This is a genomic window from Thermomonospora sp. CIF 1 (assembly GCF_001896795.1).
In the GTDB taxonomy this organism is placed as follows: domain Bacteria; phylum Actinomycetota; class Actinomycetes; order Streptosporangiales; family Streptosporangiaceae; genus Thermomonospora; species Thermomonospora curvata.
In genome coordinates this window covers 291,054-310,210 of the sequence record NZ_MOYN02000014.1, presented here as the reverse complement: position 1 = coordinate 310,210, position 19,157 = coordinate 291,054, and the positions used below count along the sequence as shown (strand labels likewise).

The window sequence follows — 19,157 nt, the reverse complement described above, 5'->3', positions numbered from 1 at the left end:
GGGATCGGCCCGGAAGACGCGGGGGCCGGCCCGGAGGGTCAGCCCAGGAGGCCGCGCCCCAGCACCCGATCCAGCGCGGCGGCGACCTCCTCCGAGAGCCCGGGGGCGTCGGAGGCGCCCGGGCCGCCGGGCTGCTCCGACGGCCGGGCCTCCCGGACGTGCCCGCAGTCCCGGCACTCCACCTCGCCGAGCCGGCAGATCAGGACGGTGGAGCCGCAGGCCTCACAGCGGTCCAGGGCGGCGGTCCAGTCCGTGGTGCGCTGGCACGTCGGGCAGATCAGCACCTGCCGATCCGCGCGCACCCCGCGCTTCCACGGGCTGGCCCCGCGGATCGGGTCGGTCTGCCGCGCCCCGCAGCGAAAGCAGGGCATGACGCCTCCCACATCCCGGCGGCCGGGGCCTCCCCGGCCGTGACGATCACAACGCGGCGAGCGCCTCGCGGTAGGCGTCGAGGTCGCGCGCCTCGCCGATCGGGTTGACGACCTTCCAGCGCACGACCCCCTCGCGGTCGACGACGAACGAGCCGCGCACGGCCACGCCCCGTTCGTCGTCGAACACGCCGTAGGAGCGGGCCACCGCGCCGTGCGGCCAGAAGTCCGACAGCAGCGGGAAGGAGTACCCCCGCGCGTCGGCCCAGGCGCGCAGCGCGAACATCGAGTCCACCGAGACCGCCAGCACCCGGATGTCCTCATCCAGGCCGGGCAGCAGCTCGTCCCGGATCCCGTCCAGCTCGCCGGTGCACACCCCGCTGAAGGCCAGCGGGTAGAACACCAGCAGCACGCCGCGACCGCGCAGCGACGACAGGCGCACCGGGGCGCCGTGCTGGTCCTGCAGCTCGAAGTCCGGGGCGAGGTCCCCCACCCCGGGACCCGCATCGATCGTCATGACGCTCCTGCCGCGCGGAGGCTACTTGCGGACCTTGGGGGCGACCAGCCGGGTCCCCGACCAGTCGCGGCCCGCGCTCATGCTGCTGGTCTGGGACAGGCCCGCGGTGGGCGCCGACTCGCCGATCTCGCTGGGCTCCACGTGTCCCTCCCGGCCGGCCTTGGGGGTCAGCAGCCAGATGTGACCGCCGTCGGCCAGCGCCGTGCGGGCGTCGACCAGCCCGTCCACCAGGTCTCCGTCCTCGTCGCGCCACCAGAGCACCACGACATCGACGACACCGTCGTAATCCTCGTCGACCAGCTCGTTGCCGGTGACCGCCTCGATGGAGCGACGGAGCTCCTCGTCGCAGTCATCGTCGTAGCCGATCTCCTGCACCACCTGGCTGGGCTTGAAGCCCAGCCGCTCGGCCAGGCTGCGCTCAGACTGCGCCTGACCCGCGGTCGCGCTCACGAACGTCCTCCCAATGTCGATTGGCCACCCGGTGTGGCGTTGCGGGACAGTTCACACAAGTGACGGCCTCCAGCGCAAGTGTCTCGGGCGCTTTGCCGGTCCGTTCGGTCCACCCGGCCCGCCGGGCGACGCTTTTCCGGTTGCGCCATCACTGAGCGTAACAAAGGGTGGGAATCAGCCCCTGAGGAACGACAACCGGACCTGACGGTCGGGGTTGTCCACGTTCAGGTCCACCAGCGCCACCGACTGCCATGTGCCCAGCGCCATCCGGCCGTCCAGCACGGGGATCGTCGCGTACGGGGGGATCAGCGCCGGCATCACATGGGAGCGCCCGTGGCCGACGGAACCGTGCCGGTGCCGCCAGCGGTCGTCGGCGGGCAGCAGGTCGCGCAGCGCCGCCAGCAGGTCCTCGTCGCTGCCGGCGCCCAGTTCGATCAGCGCGATCCCGGCGGTGGCGTGCGGCACGAACACGTGCAGCAGCCCGTCCCCGCCGGCCTCGGCGACGAACGAGGCGCACGCGGCGGTGATGTCGTGCACCGTCTCCATGCCGCCGGTGCGTACCCGGATCACCGTGCTCTGCATGGTCATCTGTGTATCCGGGCCGGCGCGTCCCCGGCAAACGCGCGGCCGGGGACGCGCCGTCGGCCGCCTGTCCGGCCGGTCGTCCAGTCAGTGCTGCGGCACACGCCGCCCGGCGCCCTTGCGCTCGACCACGGCGTCCGGTCCGGGGAACACCAGCCCGGTGTGGCCGTCGTCGAACCGCACCACATAAGGCGGCGCCCCGTCCTGACCGCGCACCTCGACGATCTCGCCGCTGCGGTCCGGCTGCCCCACGGCGTTGCCGTGCACGTGCAGCCGGTCGCCCACTGTCGCCTGCATCGCTCACCTCCCCGGGTCGGTCGTACTGGTGTACTTCCTCCCTCTTTCCACCATGCTGCGGCCGACCGCCGCAGTCGAGACCCTTCCCCTTCCGACCCTCGCGTCACCCGTGCTGACCGGCGCAAATAGTTACCGTGGAGTAGAGATGCGTTAGCCGTCATAACAGACGACGATGGGAGGGGGGACGGACGACCGACGACCGTCGGGACCCGCTCCCCGGACCAGAACGGTAAGCAAGAGGGGACCCCGTGGCTTCCGGACGCCAACGCTTCTCGATCATCAGCGACGGGCTGCCGAGCCAGCTCCCGGACATCAATCCCGAAGAGACCCGGGAGTGGCTGGAATCGCTCGATACGGTTGTCAAGACCGAGGGTCGCGCCCGTGCGCGCTATATCATGCTCCGGCTGCTGGAGCGGGCCCGCGAGCAGCAGGTGGGCGTGCCCGGCCTGCGCAGCACCGACTACATCAACACCATCCCGCCCGAGCGGGAGCCGTGGTTCCCCGGCGACGAGCACATCGAGCGCCGGATCCGGGCCTACATCCGATGGAACGCCGCCATCATGGTCTCCCGGGCCAACCGGCCCGAGCTGAGCGTCGGCGGTCACATCGCCACCTACGCCTCGGCCGCCTCGCTGTACGAGGTGGGCTTCAACCACTTCTTCCGCGGCAAGGACCACGGCGAGTCGGGTGACCAGGTGTTCATCCAGGGGCACGCCGCGCCGGGCATCTACGCCCGCGCCTTCCTGGAGGGCCGGCTCACCGAGCGGCAGCTGGACGGATTCCGACAGGAGATCTCCCACCCGGGCGGGGGCCTGAGCTCCTACCCGCACCCGCGGCTGATGCCGGACTTCTGGGAGTTCCCCACGGTGTCCATGGGCCTGACCGCGATCAACGCCATCTACCAGGCCCGGTTCAACCGCTATCTGTACAACCGCAAGATCAAGGACACCTCGCGGTCGCACGTGTGGGCGTTCCTGGGCGACGGCGAGATGGGCGAGCCGGAGTCCCTGGGCGCCATCGGGCTGGCCGCCCGCGAAGAGCTGGACAACCTGACCTTCGTCATCAACTGCAACCTGCAGCAGCTCGACGGCCCGGTCCGCGGCAACGGCAAGATCATCCAGGAGCTGGAGGCGTTCTTCCGCGGCGCCGGCTGGAACGTGATCAAGGTCATCTGGGGCCGCGACTGGGACCCGCTGCTGGCCAAGGACGTCGACGGCGTGCTGGTCAACAAGATGAACACCACGCCGGACGGGCAGTTCCAGACCTACAGCGTGGAGTCGGGCGCCTACATCCGCGAGCACTTCTTCGGCGACGACCCGCGGCTGCGCAAGATGGTCGAGCACCTGTCCGACGATGAGATCCGCAGGCTCTCGCGCCAAGGGCTGGACGCTGGGGCCGGACTTCGAGGCCCGCAACGCCACCCACCAGATGAAGAAGCTCACCAAGGCCGAGCTGAAGGAGTTCCGGGACCGGCTGTACCTGGACATCCCCGACTCGGCCCTGGACGCCGACCTGCCGCCGTACTACCACCCCGGGGAGGACTCCGAGGAGATCGAGTACATGCGCGAGCGGCGCGCCGCGCTCGGCGGCTACCTGCCCAAGCGGGTGGTGCGCGCCAAGCCGCTCACGCTGCCCGGCGACTCGGTCTACGGCGAGCTGATGAAGGGGTCCGGCAAGCAGAAGGTGGCCACCACCATGGCCTTCGTCCGGCTGCTGAAGGACCTGATGAAGGACAAGAACATCGGGGCCCGCTTCGTGCCGATCGCCCCCGATGAGTTCCGCACCTTCGGCATGGACTCGCTGTTCCCCACCGCCAAGATCTACTCGCCGCACGGGCAGACCTACGACCCGGTGGACCGCAAGCTGCTGCTGAGCTACAAGGAGTCCACCGAGGGCCAGCTGCTGCACGAGGGCATCAGCGAGGCCGGCGCGATGGGCTCGATGACCGCCGCGGGCACCTGCTACGCCACCCACGGCGAGCACATGATCCCGGTCTACATCTTCTATTCGATGTTCGGCTTCCAGCGCACCGGCGACTTCATGTGGGCGCTGGCCGACCAGATGGGCCGCGGGTTCATGCTGGGCGCCACCGCCGGCCGCACCACGCTGACCGGCGAGGGCCTGCAGCACGCCGACGGGCACTCCCCGCTGCTGGCCTCCGCCAACCCCGCCTGCGTCTACTACGACCCGGCCTGGGCCTTCGAGCTGGCGGTGATCATCAAGGACGCGCTGCGCCGCATGTACGGCTCTTCTCCCGAGCACCCCAACGGCGAGGACATCTTCTACTACCTCACCGTCTACAACGAGCCGTACCAGCAGCCGCCCGCCCCGGAGAACCTGGACACCGAGGGCCTGCTCAAGGGCCTGTACCTGTACTCCAGGGCGCCCCAGGGCATCAACGGCACCTACCCGCGGGCCCAGATCCTGGCCTCGGGGGTGGCGGTGCGCTGGGCGCTGGAGGCCCAGAAGATGCTGGCCGAGGACTGGGGCGTGGGCGCGGACGTGTGGTCGGCCACCTCCTGGACCGAGCTGCGCCGCGACGGCCTGGCCTGCGACGAGTGGAACACCCTCCACCCCGACCAGCCGCAGCGGGTGCCGTATGTCACCCGTCGCCTGGAGAACGCCCCCGGCCCGGTGGTGGCGGTGTCGGACTTCATGCGCGCGGTGCCGGACCAGATCGCCCCGTGGGTGCCGCAGGACTTCACCTCGCTGGGCACCGACGGGTTCGGCTTCTCCGACACCCGGGCGGCCTCCCGCCGGTTCTTCCACGTGGACGCCGCCTCGATCACGCTGACCGTGCTGACCCGCCTGGCCCGCCGCGGCGACGTCAAGCCGGACGTGCTGCGCCAGGCCATCGAGCGCTACGACCTGGACCGGCCGATCTCGGAGGTGTTCGCCGTCTCCGCACAGCCCAACAGGGCCTGACCGGTTCTTCGGCCGTGCGGTCCACCGGCCGCACGGCCGAAGACCGGCGCACCGCCCCGTCCCGGACCGGCCGGGGACGGTGCTTCGACCGCGCCGCCCGGTCCGCATCGGGCCGCACCCGCGGGGGCGCCGCGCGCCCGGCCGCGTCCGTCACAGACCGCGCAGGAAGGCCAGCAGGGCCTCGTTGACCTCCCGGGGGCGCTCCTGCTGGGTCCAGTGGCCGCAGCCGGGCAGCAGCACGATGTCGCGCAGGTCGGGGACGAACTCCCGCAGCCGGGGCAGCCGCTCCTTGACGCCGGGGCCGGCCAGCACCATGTCCCGCTCCCCGGCGATGTACAGGGCGGGGGGCGTGATGGGGGCGCGGTGCCAGGCGGCCGTCAGCTCCCAGTTGCGGTCCAGGTTGCGGTACCAGTTGAGGGGGCCGGTGAAACCGGAGGCGGCGAACTCGGCGGCGTAGACGGCGATGTCGTCTTCGGTGAGCCAGCCGGGCAGCCGCTCGGGGGCCGGGCAGACGTCCAGGAAACTGCCGCCCTCCGGAACGACCGGCAGCATTCCGGGGGCGTCGCCGGACAGGGCGTACAGCGTGCGCCGGAACGTGTCGGCCACGTCCCGTTCGAAGGCCGCCTCGGGCCGCTTCGGCTCCTGGAAGGCCACCATGTAAAAGCCCTCGCCGAACTGCTCGCGCATCACCGCCACCGGCGGGCGGGACGTCCGCGGCCTGGGGTGCACCGACAGCCCGACGACCCCGCGGACCAGGTCGGGCCGGAACTGGGCGGTGTGCCAGGCGACCGGGGCGCCCCAGTCGTGACCGACGACGACGGCCCGCTCTTCCCCCAGCGCGGCGATGAGCGCCACCACATCGCCGACCAGGTGCAGGATCGAATACTCCGCGACGCGCTGCGGCCCGCCGGTGCGGGCGTATCCGCGCTGGTCGGGCGCGACCGCGTGAAAACCCGCCTCGGCCAGCGCCGTCAGCTGGTGCCGCCAGGAGTACCAGCACTCGGGGAAGCCGTGCAGCAGCACCACCAGCGGCCCGGAGCCGGCCTCGGCCACATGCATGTTCAGGCCGTTGACCTCGATGGTGCGATGTGTGATCTCCGCCATCGCACGGACACTACCGTCCCGCGGCAGGGACCGGATCACCGCCTCCTCCCCGGCGGGCGCCGCCACGGCCCCCGCCCCCGTGCCGGACACCGCATCCACCTGCCTTGATGACGGGACGCAACGGAACGGAGGCGGTGAGATGGCACCCTTGACTGCGTGAAGACCACGAGCGACGACACGATCCGGGCCGCCACCACCAAGCGACTGGAGCAGGCCATGGGCGCCTTCGGCACCCAGGCCCTGGCCAGCATGGAGCAGCGGCTGCCCTGGTTCCGCCGGATGCCGCCCGACCAGCGCTCCTGGATCGGGCTGGTCGCCCAGGCCGGCATCGCCGCCTTCGTGGAGTGGTTCAAAAACGGGGAGGAGAACCGCCCCCTCATCTCCGCCGAGATCTTCAGCACCGCCCCCCGGGAGCTGATGCGCTCCATCAAGCTCAGGCACACCATCGACATGATCCGGGTGATCATCGACGTGGTGGAGGCCCGGCTGGAGGAGCTGGCCGCGCCCGGTGTACGCGCAGGCCGCCGAGACCCGCGCCGCCTGGGACGCCCGGCTGGAGGCGCTGGTGGTCAACGCGGTGCTGCGCGGCGAGGTCGACGACGGCATGCACTCGTGGGCGGCGGCGCTGGGGTGGACGGCCAAGCCGGTCACCGTCGTGGCCGGCTACACCCCGCCGGACGAAGAGCCCGAGGTGACCATCGACCAGATGCAGCTGGCCGCCCGGCGCGCCCGGGTCGACGTGCTGGCCGGGGTGCAGGGCCGGCGCGTCATCGTCATCGTCGGCGGCGCCGAGGACCCGATGGAGGCCGCCCGGCCGATCGCCGCCAAGTGCGGTCCCGGCCCGGTGGTGGTCGGGCCGCTGGTGGCCGACCTGTATGAGTCGACCCGCTCGGCGCAGGCCGCGCTGGCCGGGCTGCGCGCCGCCGTCGGCTGGCCGGACGCCCCGCGCCCGGTGTCGTCGATGGACCTGCTGCCCGAACGCGCCCTGGACGGCGATGAGTCGGCCCGCCGCTACCTGGTCGAGCAGGTCTATGAGCCGATGTGCACCGCCGGGGCCCCGCTGCTGGACACCCTCACCACCTACCTGGAGCAGGGCTCGTCGCTGGAGGCCACGGCGCGGCTGATGTTCGTCCACCCCAACACGGTGCGTTACCGGCTGCGCCGGGTGAGCGAGCTGACCGGCCTGTCGCCCACCGACGGGCGCAACGCCTTCACCCTGCGCCTGGCGCTGGTCCTGGGGCGTTTCGCGCAGCGGCCCGACGGCCGGTGACCTCAGGGCCGCTTGTAGGTCCCTCACAAAGCCCCGCGTGGAAACTTCGTGCCGATCGGCATCGGCGGCGGGGGGGCTGACCCGGCAGGGTGAAGTGCGTGATTGTCATCGCCTCGCCCGGTCAGGGCGCCCAGACCCCAGGCTTCCTGCAGCCATGGCTCGACGTGCCCGAGGTCGCCGACCGCCTGGCGTGGTGGTCCGCGGTCACCGGGCTGGACCTGGTGCGTTATGGCACCACCGCCGACGCCGAGGAGATCCGCGACACCGCCATCGCCCAGCCGCTGCTGGTCAGCGCGGCGCTGGCGGCGGCGCTGACGCTGGAGGTCACCCCGGACGTGGTGGCCGGTCACAGCGTCGGCGAGCTGGCCGCGGCGGCGATCGCCGGAGTGCTGACCCCCGAGGCCGCGCTGGTGTTCGTCCGCGAGCGCGGCCGGGCGATGGCCGAGGCGGCGGCGGTGACCGAGACCGGGATGACCGCCGTGCTGGGCGGCGACCCCGACGAGGTGCTGGCCGCCATCGAAAAGCACGACCTCACCCCCGCCAACATCAACGGCGCCGGCCAGGTGGTGGCCGCCGGGACGGTGGAGGCGCTGGCGGCGCTGGCCGACGATCCGCCGCCCGGGGCGCGGCTGCGTCCGCTGTCGGTGGCCGGCGCCTTCCACACCGAGCACATGGCCCCGGCCGTGGGGCACCTGGCCGCGCTGGCCCCGGGGATGCCGGTGGCCGACCCCAAGACCAGGCTGCTGTCCAACCGGGACGGCGCGGTGGTCTCCTCCGGCCGCGAGTACGTGGACCGGCTGGTCAGCCAGGTCAGCTCCCCGGTCCGCTGGGACGCGTGCATGGCGACCATGCGGGAGCTGGGCGTGACCGCCCTCATCGAGCTGCCGCCCGCCGGCACCCTGGTGGGGCTGGCCCGCCGCGAGCTGAAGGGCATCCAGACGCTGGCCTTGAAGACCCCCGCCGACCTGGACAAGGCGCGTGAGCTGATCGAGGCGCACGCGTCATGAGCGGCACCGACGACACCGGCACCGCCCGGCTCCGCCTGCCGGAGGCCGTGCCCGGCTCGCGCATCCTGGCGTTCGGCGACTACCAGCCCGCCCGGGTCGTCACCAACGACGACCTGGCGCAGCGCATGGACACCAGCGACGAGTGGATCCGCACCCGGGTCGGCATCGTCGAGCGCCGGATCGCCGCCGAGGACGAGACCGTCGCCGACATGGCGGTGCACGCCGGCGGCAAGGCGCTGGCGGGCAGCGGGCTGTCGCCCGACGACATCGACCTGGTGGTGGTGGCGACCTGCTCGGCGGAGACCACGGTGCCCAGCAACGCGGCCACGGTGGCGCACCGGCTCGGCATCCGCGCGCCCGGGGCCTTCGACCTGAACGCCGCCTGCGCCGGGTTCTGCTACGCGCTGGCCGCCGCCGACTCGGCGATCCGCGCCGGCAACGCCCGCAACGTGCTGGTGGTCGGCGCCGAGAAGATGTCGCAGTGGGTGGACTGGACCGACCGCTCCACCGCGATCATCTTCGCCGACGGGGCCGGCGCCGCGGTCGTCACCGGCTCCTCCACCCCCGGCATCGGCCCGGTGGTGTGGGGCAGCGCCGGCGACCAGGCCCACCGGATCCGCATCAAGGACCGTCACTCGTTCCTGGTCCAGGAGGGCCAGGCGGTCTTCCGCTGGGCCACCACCGCGATCGCCCCGGTCGCGGAGGCGGCCTGCCGGCGGGCCGGCATCTCCCCCCAGGAATTGGCGGCGTTCGTGCCGCATCAGGCCAACTTGCGCATCGTGGAGTCCATCGCCCGCCGTCTGAAGGCGACCAACGCGGTGGTGGCTGACGATATCGTGCGCTCGGGCAACACATCCGCCGCGTCGATCCCGTTGGCACTCGCCCGCATGATCGAACGGGGCGAGGTCGCCTCCGGGGCCCCGGCCTTGCTGATCGGGTTCGGCGCCGGTCTGACCTACGCTGCCCAAGTCATCCAGATCCCGTAGGGCGCCGCCGTCCGGCGATGACCTTGCGTCCACAACGAAGGAGAGACCACGACATGCCAGCTGTCACCGAGCAGGAGATCCTGGCCGGCCTCGGCGAGATCATCGAGGAGATCGTCGGCATCCCGGCCGCCGAGGTGACCCCGGAGAAGAGCTTCATCGACGACCTCGACATCGACTCGCTGTCGATGGTGGAGATCGCGGTGGCCGCCCAGGACAAGTTCGGCGTCGAGATCCCCGACGACGAGCTGCGTAACCTCAAGACCGTCAAGGACGTCATCAACTACGTCCAGAACCTGTCGGGCGCCACCAAGGCCTGAAGCTCGTGCGGCGCGCCGCCGCACGCCCGGCGCGGTCGGCGGCGCGCCTTCGACTCCCCCCAGGAACCAGGAGCACTGACATGAGCAAGAACCAGACCAAAGTCGTCGTTACCGGCCTTGGTGCCACGACGCCTCTCGGTGGCGACGTGCCGTCGACCTGGTCGGCGCTGCTCGCCGGCAAGTCCGGGGTGCGCCCGCTGGACTGGGAGGGGATCGAGGAACTGCCGGTCCGCTTCGCCGCGCAGCTGGCGGTGGAGCCGTCGCAGGTGCTGCCCAGGCACAAGCTGCGCCGGCTGGACCGCTGCCAGGCGATCGCGCTGATCGCCGCGCACGAGGCCTGGCAGGACGCCGGTTTCGCCTTCGGCGACCGGGAGGGCCACGCCGTGGACGGCGACCGGCTCGGCGTGGTGATCTCCAGCGGCATCGGCGGTCTGCACACCGCTTTGAACAGCTACGACGTCTTCCGTGAGAAGGGCTGGGCGCGGGTGTCGCCGTTCACGGTGCCGATGCTGATGCCCAACGGCTCCTCGGGGCTGGTGGGCATCGAGTTCGGCGCCATGGCCGGCTCGCACGCCCTGGTCAGCGCCTGCGCCTCCAGCGCCGAGGCGATCGGCTACGCCATCGACATGATCCGCTCGGGCCGGGCGGACGTGGTGATCGCCGGGGGCACCGAGGCGTGCATCCACCCGCTGCAGGTGGCGGCGTTCGGGTCGATGCGGGCCATGTCCACCCGCAACGAGGAGCCCACCCGCGCCTCGCGCCCCTACGACAAGAACCGGGACGGGTTCGTGCTCGGCGAGGGCGCCGCGGTGATGATCCTGGAGTCGGAGGAGCACGCGCGGGCCCGCGGCGCGAAGATCCACGCGATCGCGGCCGGCTGCGGCTACTCCGGCGACGCCCACGACATCGTGCAGCCCGACCCCACCGGCAGTGGCGCCGCCAAGGCGATGCGCCGGGCACTGGAGGACGCCGGGCTGCGCCCTGAGGACGTGGTGCACATCAACGCCCACGGCACCTCCACCCCGCAGGGGGACGTGGCCGAGCTGGCCGCGATCAAGGCCGCGCTCGGCGAGGAGGTGGCCGCCAAGGTCTGCATCACCGCCACCAAGTCGATGACCGGGCACCTGCTCGGCGGGGCCGGGGCGCTGGAGGCCCTGATCACCGTGCTGACCCTGCGCGAGCGGCTGGTGCCGCCCACCATCAACGTCGACGACCTGGACGACGCCGTCGACCTGGACATCGTCCGCGGCGAGCCGCGGCAGCTGCCGGACGGGCCGATCGCCGCGCTCAACAACTCCTTCGGCTTCGGCGGTCACAACGTGGCCGTCGCCTTCCAGCGCGCCGTCTGACCGGTCGCCCGTGAAAAGGAGCCAGCCAGCATGACCGTGCTCGACAACCGGGTCGCCGGCCCGGCCCCGGCAGCTCAGCAGGAGGAACTGGACCCGCGGCATCCGCGGCTGCGGTTGCAGGCGCTGTTCGACGACGGCACCTTCCGTCCGCTGACCGACGAGAACGACCGCAGCGGCGTCCTGGCGGCCCTGGGCCGGATCGAGGGCCTGCCGGTGGTGGCCTTCGCCTCCGACCCCCGCATCCAGGGCGGGGCGATGGGCATGGCCGGCTGCCAGGCGATCGTGGCCGCCTACGACCATGCGCTCCGCGAGCGGCTGCCGATCGTGGGGGTGTGGCACTCGGGCGGGGCCCGGCTGGCCGAGGGCGTGGAGTCGCTGCACGCGGTCGGGCTGGTGTTCGCGGCGATGACCCGGGCCTCGGGGGTGATCCCGCAGATCTCGGTGGTGCTGGGCGCGGCGGCCGGGGGCGCCGCCTACGGCCCGGCGCTGACCGACATCGTGATCCTGTCCGAGAGCGGCAAGATCTTCGTGACCGGCCCGGATGTGGTCAAGTCGGTGACCGGCGAGGAGATCGACATGGCCGGGCTGGGCGGCCCTGAGCCGCACTCCCGCAAGTCCGGCGTGGTGCACGTGGTCGCCAAGGACGACACCGAGGCGCTGGCCCGGGCCCGCACCCTGGCCGTACTGCTGGGCCACCAGGGCCGGCTGCGGCTGGACGATGTGGAGGAGCGGGACTTCTCCGATGTGCTCCCTGAGAGCCCGCGTCGCGCCTACAGCGTGCTGCCGCTGGTCAAAGGCCTGGTGGACAGCGCCGACGACTCCGGCTACGTGGAGCTGCAGCCCAAGTGGGCGCCCAACATCGTCACCGCGCTGGGCCGGCTGGGCGGCCGGACCGTCGGGGTGATCGCCAACAATCCGCTGCGGCTGGGCGGCTGCCTGGATGCGGCGTCGGCGGAGAAGGCGGCCCGTTTCGTGCGGATGTGCGACGCGTTCGGGGTGCCGCTGGTGGTCGTGGTGGACGTGCCCGGTTACCTGCCGGGCGTCGGCCAGGAGCACGGCGGGGTGGTCCGCCGCGGCGCCAAGCTGCTGCACGCCTTCGCCGAGGCCACCGTGCCGCGGGTGACGCTGGTGACCCGGAAGGCCTACGGCGGCGCCTACATCGCGATGAACTCCCGTTCCCTGGGCGCCACCAAGGTGTTCGCCTGGCCGACCGCCGAGGTGGCGGTGATGGGCGCGGTCGCCGCGGTGCGCATCCTGCACCGGCGCACCCTGGCCGCCGCCTCCGAGGAGGAGCGCCCGGCGCTGGAGGCCAAGCTGGCCGCCGAGCACGAGAAGATCGCCGGTGGTCTGGAGCGCGCCCGCAAGCTGGGGGTCGTCGACGAGGTCATCACCCCGACCACGACCCGCGTCGCCATCGCCCGCGCCGTCGCCGAGGCCATCCCGGCGCGCGGCGCTCACGGCAACATCCCGCTGTAGTCTGCTTCACCGTCAAGGGGCCCGTGCGCTCGCACGGGCCCCTTGTGCGTCTGCACCGCAAGGCCCGGCTTCCCGCGGAGACGCCCTGCGTGCCTTCCCGGCCTCTTCGCTGATGGACAACGGCTTGAGGGCTGTTCTTTTATGCGCATCCATTCCAGCGACGAGATAGAGGGGCGCCCTGTCGCAATCACGTAGTCGGCCGAACGGGCATCGCCCTCGAGGGCATGGGTCCCGCGCCGGGGCGGGCACGCCGAGGCCGGGCGGCGGGCGCGTCTTCGGTACGGTGTCCCGCGCTCACCGAGGGTGACCGGTGGCAGGCAGGCGGCACCGGCCGAGGGCGGTTGTGCCCTTGGCTCGGTCCAGGCGGTGGCCCCGGGGCCGGGAGCTTGTCAGACGGCGGCGTGGAGCCAGCGGACGGGCGCGCCGTCGCCTGCGCGGCGGAAGGGCTCCAGCTCGTTGTCCCAGGGGGTGCCGAGCAGGCGGTCCATCTCGTATTCCAGGGTGCTCTTGCCCATGGCGACGTTGGCCAGGGCGGCTCGCAACCGGTCCTCGGGCACCATGACGTCGCCGTTGGCCCCGATCACCCCGCTGAAGACGCCCAGTGAGGGGGTGACGCTGAAGCGCACCCCGTCACAGCCGGGTGAGGCGTCCTCAGTGGCCTCAAAGCGCAGCATCTTCCAGTTGCGCAGCGCGGAAGTGATCGCGGCTGCGGTGCCCGGCCTGCCCTCCCAGTGCAGTTCGGCACGCATGCTCCCGGGAGCAGCGGGCTGGTCAGTCCACGTCAAAGACGCGGGCACACCGAGAACACCTGCGACGGCCCACTCTATGTGCGGGCACAGCGCAGGTGGCGCGGAGTGGACGTAAAAAACGCCACGTGCGGTCACCGGACCTCCTGGATGCGTACCGAGGCTCGCCTTCCCCTACGGCCTCAGAAATCTCAGGACAGTGCCCGCGTTCAACATTGTGCATCATCAGCACGAGTCGCACCAGAGCACGACCGTTCTTTGGTCAACTCTTGCCGATTCCCACGATGTGACGGCCGGCCGCCTCCTTGCGATTCCCCCCGCCGCCCGGCGGCGGGCGGTGCCCCGGCCCGTCGCGGCAAAGACGGCATGGGGGCGGCGTCCCGAGCCGGAAGGGGCCGCCGCCCCGGGTGTCTTGCCGCACTCACGGGAACGGCCGTTCACCCGGCGGGCTCAGCGACCCCCGTCCTGGTAATCACATACTCCATCTAGTAGATCGAACCTCTCTTGCCCATTCCTTTCCCTTGGCTTTCCTCAACCGGCGCCGACCGGATGAGGATCGCGCCGCTCCATTCATGGGCGAGTCCGCTGGCGCCCGCACACATCTCAACACTAAAAGTAATCACATGATTTCAAAGAGTTAAGGAAGGCGTCGTGTTCGATCGAGAAGCGCGGCTGGAGCGGATGCTGGCACGGCACACCGACGCGGCCCTGGTGGAGCCGATGGCGGGGCGGCCCACGGTGGTGCGGCGCGATCAGCTCCTGGTGGCGGCCGAGGACGCGGCGGCCGTGGAGGAGCGGGTGCGGCGCTGGCACGACTCCAGCCGCATCGAGGGCGGGGTGTGCCTGATGCGGCTGCGGCCCCGGGCGCGGGTGGACGTCTGCGAGCTGTCGGACCGGCTCCGCGGGGACGGCCTGCGCCCCGGACCGGCCGTGGCGCCCAACACCCTGCTGTGCGGACAGCCGATGTGGTGGTCGGGTCCGGCCGGCCGGCCGCGTCCGGCCGCTCCGCCGCCCGTCCCGGCGGCCGCCGCACCGCCGCGCCGGCAGGTCACCGTGGCGATCCCGGACACCGGGCTGTCACCGCACCCTTGGTATGAGGACACCGACTGGTACGCCGAACAGCGCGCGGAGGTCGCCGAGGTCCTCGACGCCGACCTGGACTCGGAACTGGACGCACAGGCCGGGCACGGCACCTTCGTGGCCGGGGTGGTGCTGCAGCACGCCCCGTCCGCCCGGATCCGGGCCATGCGGGTGCTCGGCAGCGACGGAGTGTGCGACGAATTGGCGATGCTGTGCGCGCTGCGGTGGCTGGCCGACTGGGGACGGGCGGACGTGGTGAACCTGTCCGCGGGCTGCTGCACCTACGACGACCGGCCCTCCCCTCTCCTGGCGCGGGCGGTGGCGCGGCTGAGCCGCGCCGCGGTGGTGGTCGCCTGTGCGGGCAACGCGGCCACGGACCGGCCGTTTTGGCCGGCCGCGCTCGCGCAGGCGATCGCGGTGGCCGCCCTCGACGGCGGCGAACGCGCCCGGTTCTCCAACTACGGTCGGTGGGTGGACGCCTGCGCGCCGGGGGTGAACGTGGTCAGCTGCCATGTGCGCTTCGACGGCCCGCGTCCGCCGGTGGACGGCGTGGACCCGGACCTGTTCACCGGGTATGCGACCTGGAGCGGCACTTCGTTTGCGGCCCCGCGGGTGGCGGGGCTGATCGCCGCGACGGCGGCGGCCGAGGACCTGTCCGCCCCGGCGGCCGCCGCGCGGGTGCTGGATCCGGCCAGATCCCGCACCCTGCCCGGCCTCGGCGTGGTCGTGTGATCGGCAGGGGCCTGCACGTCCCCGCCAAGAAGGACGATGCCGATTTATCTGAACAAACCAGCAGTCATACGACATGTCCTGCAAAGGCCGGTGAAGTTCACTGCGTTCAGGGACGGTTACCCAACGTATGCGTGCTCCAATCATCAGATGTCGGAAACAAAGCAGTAGCGATGCAGTAACTCTCCGCGTCCAAATGATGGGGTCTTCCTAAGGTTTGCGGCGGCGGCCCTATGGAAGACGAGGTGTCCGGTGAGCCTTTCCCAGCAGGTGGTTCCAGGTGCCGAGAACGGGAGCCCCGATGGTTTCCGGGGCCGTGCCGCGGCCGGCGCACAGCGTCCCGTTCCCGCCGCGGCGGCAGGGTCCCGCGATGCCGTCTGAGGGGCTGCGCCGGCTCCCGCCCGGTGAGCTGGTCCTCCGGGCGCGCGGCGGGGACGAGGCGGCGTGGGCCGCGCTGACCGAGCGTTACTCGCCGATGTTGTGGGCGATCGCGCGGGCGTACGGGCTGAGCCGGGTGGACGCCGCCGATGTCGTGCAGCTGACCTGGCTGCGTCTGGTGGAACACATCGGCGCGCTGCGGCGGCCGGCCCGGGTCGGCACCTGGCTGGCGGTGACGGCGCGGCGGGAGGCGGCCCGCTGCCTGCGCGAGCGGCGCGGCCGGTTCGACGACCAGCCGCTGGAGGTGCTGCCCGACCCGGCCGTCTTCGATGCGGTACTGGCCGGAAGGGAACGCCTGCGCGCCGTCATGGAGGCCATCGGCGCCCTGCCCGACCTGTGCCGGCAGATGCTGCGGCTGCTGGCGCTGTCCCCCACCTACGCGGAGATCTCGGCGGCCTTGGACATCCCCATCGGCAGCATCGGCCCCGCCCGCGCCCGCTGCCTGGCCTCCCTGCGCAAACGTCTGGAGGAAGCCGGGTGAGGGGCGATCACCGCGCAGGCGGCGCCGCGACGAGGGAAGGGAACCCCCGGTGACCGACGCCGAATTGCTCCAGCTCGTGCGGGCCGCGTTCGCGGCCTACGACCCGGTGCCGCAGCACGTGCTGGCCGATGCCCGGGCGGCGTTGCGGTGGCGGGAGGCGGACGCCGCGCCGGCGCGCCTGGTGGAGACCGGGCAGGACCGGCGGACGCCGGTCCTGCGGGAGACGGGCGCCCGGCTGCTGACCTTCACCGGGGGCGGGCTGACGGTCGAGCTGGAGGTGAGCGGGGCGGGGCCGGCGTACCAGCTCGCCGGGCAGCTGCTGCCGCCCGCGCAGGCCCTGGTACGCGTCAGGCACACCGGCGGCGAGCTGGCGGGACGCGCGGAGGCGGCGGGGCAGTTCGTGGTGGAGGGGGTGCCGGCCGGGCCGGTGAGCCTGCTGATCCTGCCGGACGGCGGCTCCCCGGTGGTCACCGACTGGATCCGGCTGTGAGCGCGAGACTGCTGCGCCTGGCGGCCGCCGATCCGCCGCGCGCCCACGCCGCCGCGGTCGCGGCGCTCGGCGACGCCGCCGAGCGGACGCCGCGCGAGGCGATCACGTTACGGCGGGTCGCCGCACTGGCCGCCAAGGAGCTCGGGCTGCTGGAGGAGGGCCTGGCGCACCTGGAAGAGGCGCTGCGGGCCGCCGAAGGCGCCGGCCTGGCCTACGAGCGGGCCCTGGTGCAGATGAACCTGGTCGGGCTGCTGACCGCCCAAGGCGCCCTGCCCCGGGCGCTGGCCTGCGCCGATGCCGCGGCGAAAGTGCTGCGCGGCGCCGACGCCGACCGGCTGGCCGCCAATGTGGCCTGCGCGCTGGCCCGGGCGGGGCGCCCGGCGCAGGCGCTGGAGGCCGTCCGGCAGGCGCTGCCCCGGCTGCGCCGCGGCGACGATCCGGTCACGCTGGCGGGGCTGCTGATCAACCTGGGACTGGCGCAGGCGCTCCGCGGCAGGCCGGGCGACCTGCAGGCGGGCCGGCGGGCGCTGGCCGAGGCCGTGACGGTCGCCGAGCGGGCCGGGCTGCGCGCCCAGGCGGCGATGGCCAAAGGCAACCTGGCGTTCGTGCTGTCGCGGTGCGGCGACCTGCCGCGGGCATTGCGGCTGTATGCCGAAGCCGAGGCCGATCTGACCGGCGAGCGGGTCGTGCAGTGCCGCCTCGACCAGGCCGAGACCCTGATCGCCGCCGGGCTGACCGGCGAGGCCCGGCCGCTGCTGGCCGGTGCGCTGGCCGAGGCGGCCGAACGCGGCTACCGCTGCGACGTCGCCGACGGATTGCTGCTGCTGGCCGGCGCCGAACTGGCCGACGGGGACGCCGAGCGGGCCGGCCGGACCGCCGAGCGGGCCCGCGCCGCCTTCGCCGCCCAGGAGCGGACCGGGTGGATGCTGCTGGCCGAGCATCTGCTGCTGCGCGCCCGCTGGGCGGCCGGGGACCGCTCCGCGGCGCTGTGGCACGCCGCCGTCGCCACCGCCGACCGGCTGGAGCGGGGCGGCTGGCATGAGCAGGCCGCCGGCATGCGCGTCATCGCGGCGCGGCTGGCGCTGCGGCTGGGCCGTCCCGCCCGGCAGCTGCTGGAGCAGGCGGGGCGGGCCCGCCGGCACGGCCCGGCCGCGCTGCGGGTGGCCGCCTGGCACGCCGTCGCGCTGGAGCGGTCGCTGTCGGGCGACCGCCGCGGAGCGCTGGCCGCCGTCCGGGCCGGGCTGCGCGTCGCCGACGAGTACGCCGAGGTGTTCGGCGCGGCCGAGCTGCGGGTGCGGGCGGCGCGGGTGGGTGAGGAGCTGGCCGCGCTGGGCCTGGAGCTGGCCCGTTCCGCCCGGCAGCTGCTGGCCGCCGAGGAGCGCCGCCGGGCCGTGGCCCGCCGCGTGACGGCCGTGCGCCCGCCGGCGGACCCGCAGCGGGCGCAGGCCCTGACGCGGCTGCGGGCGGCGGCCGCCGAGCACGCCGCCGCCGTCGCCCGCGGGGCCGATCCGCTGCCGACCGCCCGGCGGCTGGCCCGGCTGGAGGCGGCGGTGCGGGAGGCGTCGCGCCGGCACTCCCCCAGCGGCGCCCCGCCCCGTCCCCGCCTAGCCGGCGTCCCCGCCTTGACGGCCGCCCTGGGCGAGCGGGCGCTGGTGGAGCTGGTGCGCGTCGGTGACGCGCTGCACGCGGTGACGGTCGCCGCGGGCCGGTGCCGGCGCTGGCCGATCGGCCCCTACGGGGCGGTGGCCCACGACGCCGAGCGGCTGCGTTTCGCGGTGCGGCGCCTGGCCCGCCGCGCCGATGACTCCGCGGCCGCGGGGCTGCGGGAGGCGGCGTGGCGGATGGCGGCGTGGGCGCCCGCCGGGCTGCGCCGCGTCCTGTCCGGACGTGAGCTGGTCATCGCCCCGGTGGGCGCGCTGCACGCGGTGCCGTGGGCGGCGCTGACGCGCCGGCCGCTCACCGTCGTCCCCTCGGCGACCGCCTGGCTGCACGCCCACGCCGCCGCGGCCGGCCGCGGATCGGGCCGGGTGGTGCTGGCCGCCGGGCCGTCGCTGCCGCATGCCGAGGCGGAGATCGCCGCGCTGGCCGAGCTGTATCCGCACGCCACGGTGCTGCGCGGCGCGGCCGCCGCCGCGCTGCCGGTACGGCGCGCCCTGGACGGGGCCGAGCTGGCCCATCTGGCCGCCCACGGGGAGTTCCGCGAGGACAACCCGTTGTTCTCGCATCTGCGGCTGGCCGATGGGCCGCTGCTGGCCCACGATCTGGAGGACATCGCCGCCGCGCCGCGCCTGGTGGTGCTGTCGGCCTGCGACGCCGGACGGGCGGCCGGCGGCGAGGGGATGCTCGGCATCGTCGGTGCGCTGCTGGCCCTGGGCACCGCCACGGTGATCGCCAGTGTCGCTCCCGTCCGGGACGCCGGGGCGCATGCGTTCATGACGTCCCTGCACCGCCGCCTCCGCGCGGGCATGCCCCCGGCCCGCGCCGTGGCCGCCGTTCCCCGCTCCCCCGGCACCCTCGGTTTCCAGTGCTTCGGCGCCGGCTGAGC

General features: G+C 73.3%; 18 protein-coding genes and 1 pseudogene. 12 read left to right on the top strand and 7 right to left on the bottom strand.

Going from position 1 to position 19,157, the window contains the following annotated elements; translation table 11 throughout:
- Positions 1-38 precede the first annotated feature (38 nt).
- The 5 genes from BUE48_RS08165 to BUE48_RS08145 all read right to left on the bottom strand — a co-directional run bounded on the left by BUE48_RS08165 (position 39) and on the right by BUE48_RS08145 (position 2,214).
- Positions 39-371 carry a hypothetical protein gene (locus BUE48_RS08165; protein ID WP_140182216.1) on the bottom strand — a complete coding sequence of 111 codons (333 nt, stop codon included), beginning with the start codon at positions 369-371 and terminating at the stop codon, positions 39-41.
- A 46-nt stretch (positions 372-417) separates the two neighbouring features.
- Positions 418-885 carry a peroxiredoxin gene (locus tag BUE48_RS08160; RefSeq protein ID WP_140182214.1) on the bottom strand — a complete coding sequence of 156 codons (468 nt, stop codon included), beginning with the start codon at positions 883-885 and terminating at the stop codon, positions 418-420.
- Positions 886-906: 21 nt separating this feature from the next.
- Positions 907-1,335 (bottom strand): DUF3052 domain-containing protein, encoded by a 429-nt coding sequence (locus BUE48_RS08155; RefSeq protein ID WP_140182212.1) that lies wholly within the window; start codon positions 1,333-1,335, stop codon positions 907-909.
- Between the two features lie 174 nt (positions 1,336-1,509).
- On the bottom strand, positions 1,510-1,917 hold the full coding sequence (locus BUE48_RS08150) for a secondary thiamine-phosphate synthase enzyme YjbQ (protein WP_140182210.1): 408 nt from the start codon (positions 1,915-1,917) through the stop codon (positions 1,510-1,512).
- 87 nt (positions 1,918-2,004) lie between these two features.
- A complete protein-coding gene (locus BUE48_RS08145; RefSeq protein ID WP_140182208.1) occupies positions 2,005-2,214 on the bottom strand; it encodes a DUF1918 domain-containing protein in 210 nt (69 codons plus the stop codon).
- 248 nt (positions 2,215-2,462) lie between these two features.
- Between BUE48_RS08145 and BUE48_RS24595 the strand changes: the two genes are divergently transcribed.
- Together BUE48_RS24595 and BUE48_RS24590 are read left to right on the top strand one after the other, a co-directional pair.
- Positions 2,463-3,989 (top strand): pyruvate dehydrogenase E1 component-related protein, encoded by a 1,527-nt coding sequence (locus tag BUE48_RS24595; protein WP_502694598.1) that lies wholly within the window; start codon positions 2,463-2,465, stop codon positions 3,987-3,989.
- On the top strand, positions 3,874-5,139 hold the full coding sequence (locus BUE48_RS24590; RefSeq protein ID WP_502694600.1) for a transketolase-like TK C-terminal-containing protein: 1,266 nt from the start codon (positions 3,874-3,876) through the stop codon (positions 5,137-5,139). The genes BUE48_RS24595 and BUE48_RS24590 overlap by 116 nt, the downstream gene beginning before the upstream one ends.
- 150 nt (positions 5,140-5,289) lie before the next feature.
- Here the strand turns inward: BUE48_RS24590 and BUE48_RS08135 are convergent, their stop codons facing one another.
- Complete coding sequence (locus tag BUE48_RS08135; protein WP_286989571.1) at positions 5,290-6,243, bottom strand: alpha/beta fold hydrolase; 954 nt, start codon at positions 6,241-6,243, stop codon at positions 5,290-5,292.
- Positions 6,244-6,459: 216 nt separating this feature from the next.
- On the opposite strand from BUE48_RS08135, the pseudogene BUE48_RS08130 reads away from it, so the two are divergent.
- From BUE48_RS08130 to BUE48_RS08105, 6 genes and pseudogenes are all read left to right on the top strand, one after another.
- Positions 6,460-7,513, top strand: a pseudogene (locus BUE48_RS08130) (PucR family transcriptional regulator).
- 98 nt (positions 7,514-7,611) lie between these two features.
- Positions 7,612-8,520, top strand: a complete 909-nt coding sequence (locus BUE48_RS08125) for an ACP S-malonyltransferase (RefSeq protein ID WP_012852001.1) — start codon at positions 7,612-7,614, stop codon at positions 8,518-8,520.
- Positions 8,517-9,506, top strand: coding sequence for a beta-ketoacyl-ACP synthase III (locus tag BUE48_RS08120; RefSeq protein WP_012852000.1), 990 nt, complete (start codon positions 8,517-8,519; stop codon positions 9,504-9,506). The genes BUE48_RS08125 and BUE48_RS08120 overlap by 4 nt, the downstream gene beginning before the upstream one ends.
- 53 nt (positions 9,507-9,559) lie before the next feature.
- Positions 9,560-9,823 (top strand): acyl carrier protein, encoded by a 264-nt coding sequence (locus BUE48_RS08115; protein ID WP_012851999.1) that lies wholly within the window; start codon positions 9,560-9,562, stop codon positions 9,821-9,823.
- An 80-nt stretch (positions 9,824-9,903) separates the two neighbouring features.
- Positions 9,904-11,172: a beta-ketoacyl-ACP synthase II gene (gene fabF, locus BUE48_RS08110; protein WP_012851998.1), complete on the top strand. Its 1,269-nt coding sequence runs from the start codon at positions 9,904-9,906 to the stop codon at positions 11,170-11,172.
- Positions 11,173-11,202: 30 nt separating this feature from the next.
- The gene (locus BUE48_RS08105) at positions 11,203-12,648 is read left to right on the top strand and encodes an acyl-CoA carboxylase subunit beta (protein ID WP_012851997.1); all 1,446 of its coding nucleotides are present in this window, start codon (positions 11,203-11,205) and stop codon (positions 12,646-12,648) included.
- Positions 12,649-13,037: 389 nt separating this feature from the next.
- Here the strand turns inward: BUE48_RS08105 and BUE48_RS08100 are convergent, their stop codons facing one another.
- Positions 13,038-13,532, bottom strand: coding sequence for a DUF3145 domain-containing protein (locus tag BUE48_RS08100; protein WP_012851996.1), 495 nt, complete (start codon positions 13,530-13,532; stop codon positions 13,038-13,040).
- Between the two features lie 513 nt (positions 13,533-14,045).
- On the opposite strand from BUE48_RS08100, the gene BUE48_RS08095 reads away from it, so the two are divergent.
- The 4 genes from BUE48_RS08095 (at position 14,046) to BUE48_RS08080 (ending at position 19,155) form a co-directional block, all read left to right on the top strand.
- Positions 14,046-15,206 (top strand): S8 family peptidase, encoded by a 1,161-nt coding sequence (locus tag BUE48_RS08095; protein WP_286989570.1) that lies wholly within the window; start codon positions 14,046-14,048, stop codon positions 15,204-15,206.
- Between the two features lie 367 nt (positions 15,207-15,573).
- Positions 15,574-16,122, top strand: coding sequence for an RNA polymerase sigma factor (locus BUE48_RS08090; protein ID WP_286989569.1), 549 nt, complete (start codon positions 15,574-15,576; stop codon positions 16,120-16,122).
- 49 nt (positions 16,123-16,171) lie between these two features.
- Positions 16,172-16,612: a hypothetical protein gene (locus BUE48_RS08085; protein ID WP_012851993.1), complete on the top strand. Its 441-nt coding sequence runs from the start codon at positions 16,172-16,174 to the stop codon at positions 16,610-16,612.
- On the top strand, positions 16,609-19,155 hold the full coding sequence (locus BUE48_RS08080; protein WP_286989568.1) for a CHAT domain-containing protein: 2,547 nt from the start codon (positions 16,609-16,611) through the stop codon (positions 19,153-19,155). The genes BUE48_RS08085 and BUE48_RS08080 overlap by 4 nt, the downstream gene beginning before the upstream one ends.
- Positions 19,156-19,157: the final 2 nt, after the last annotated feature.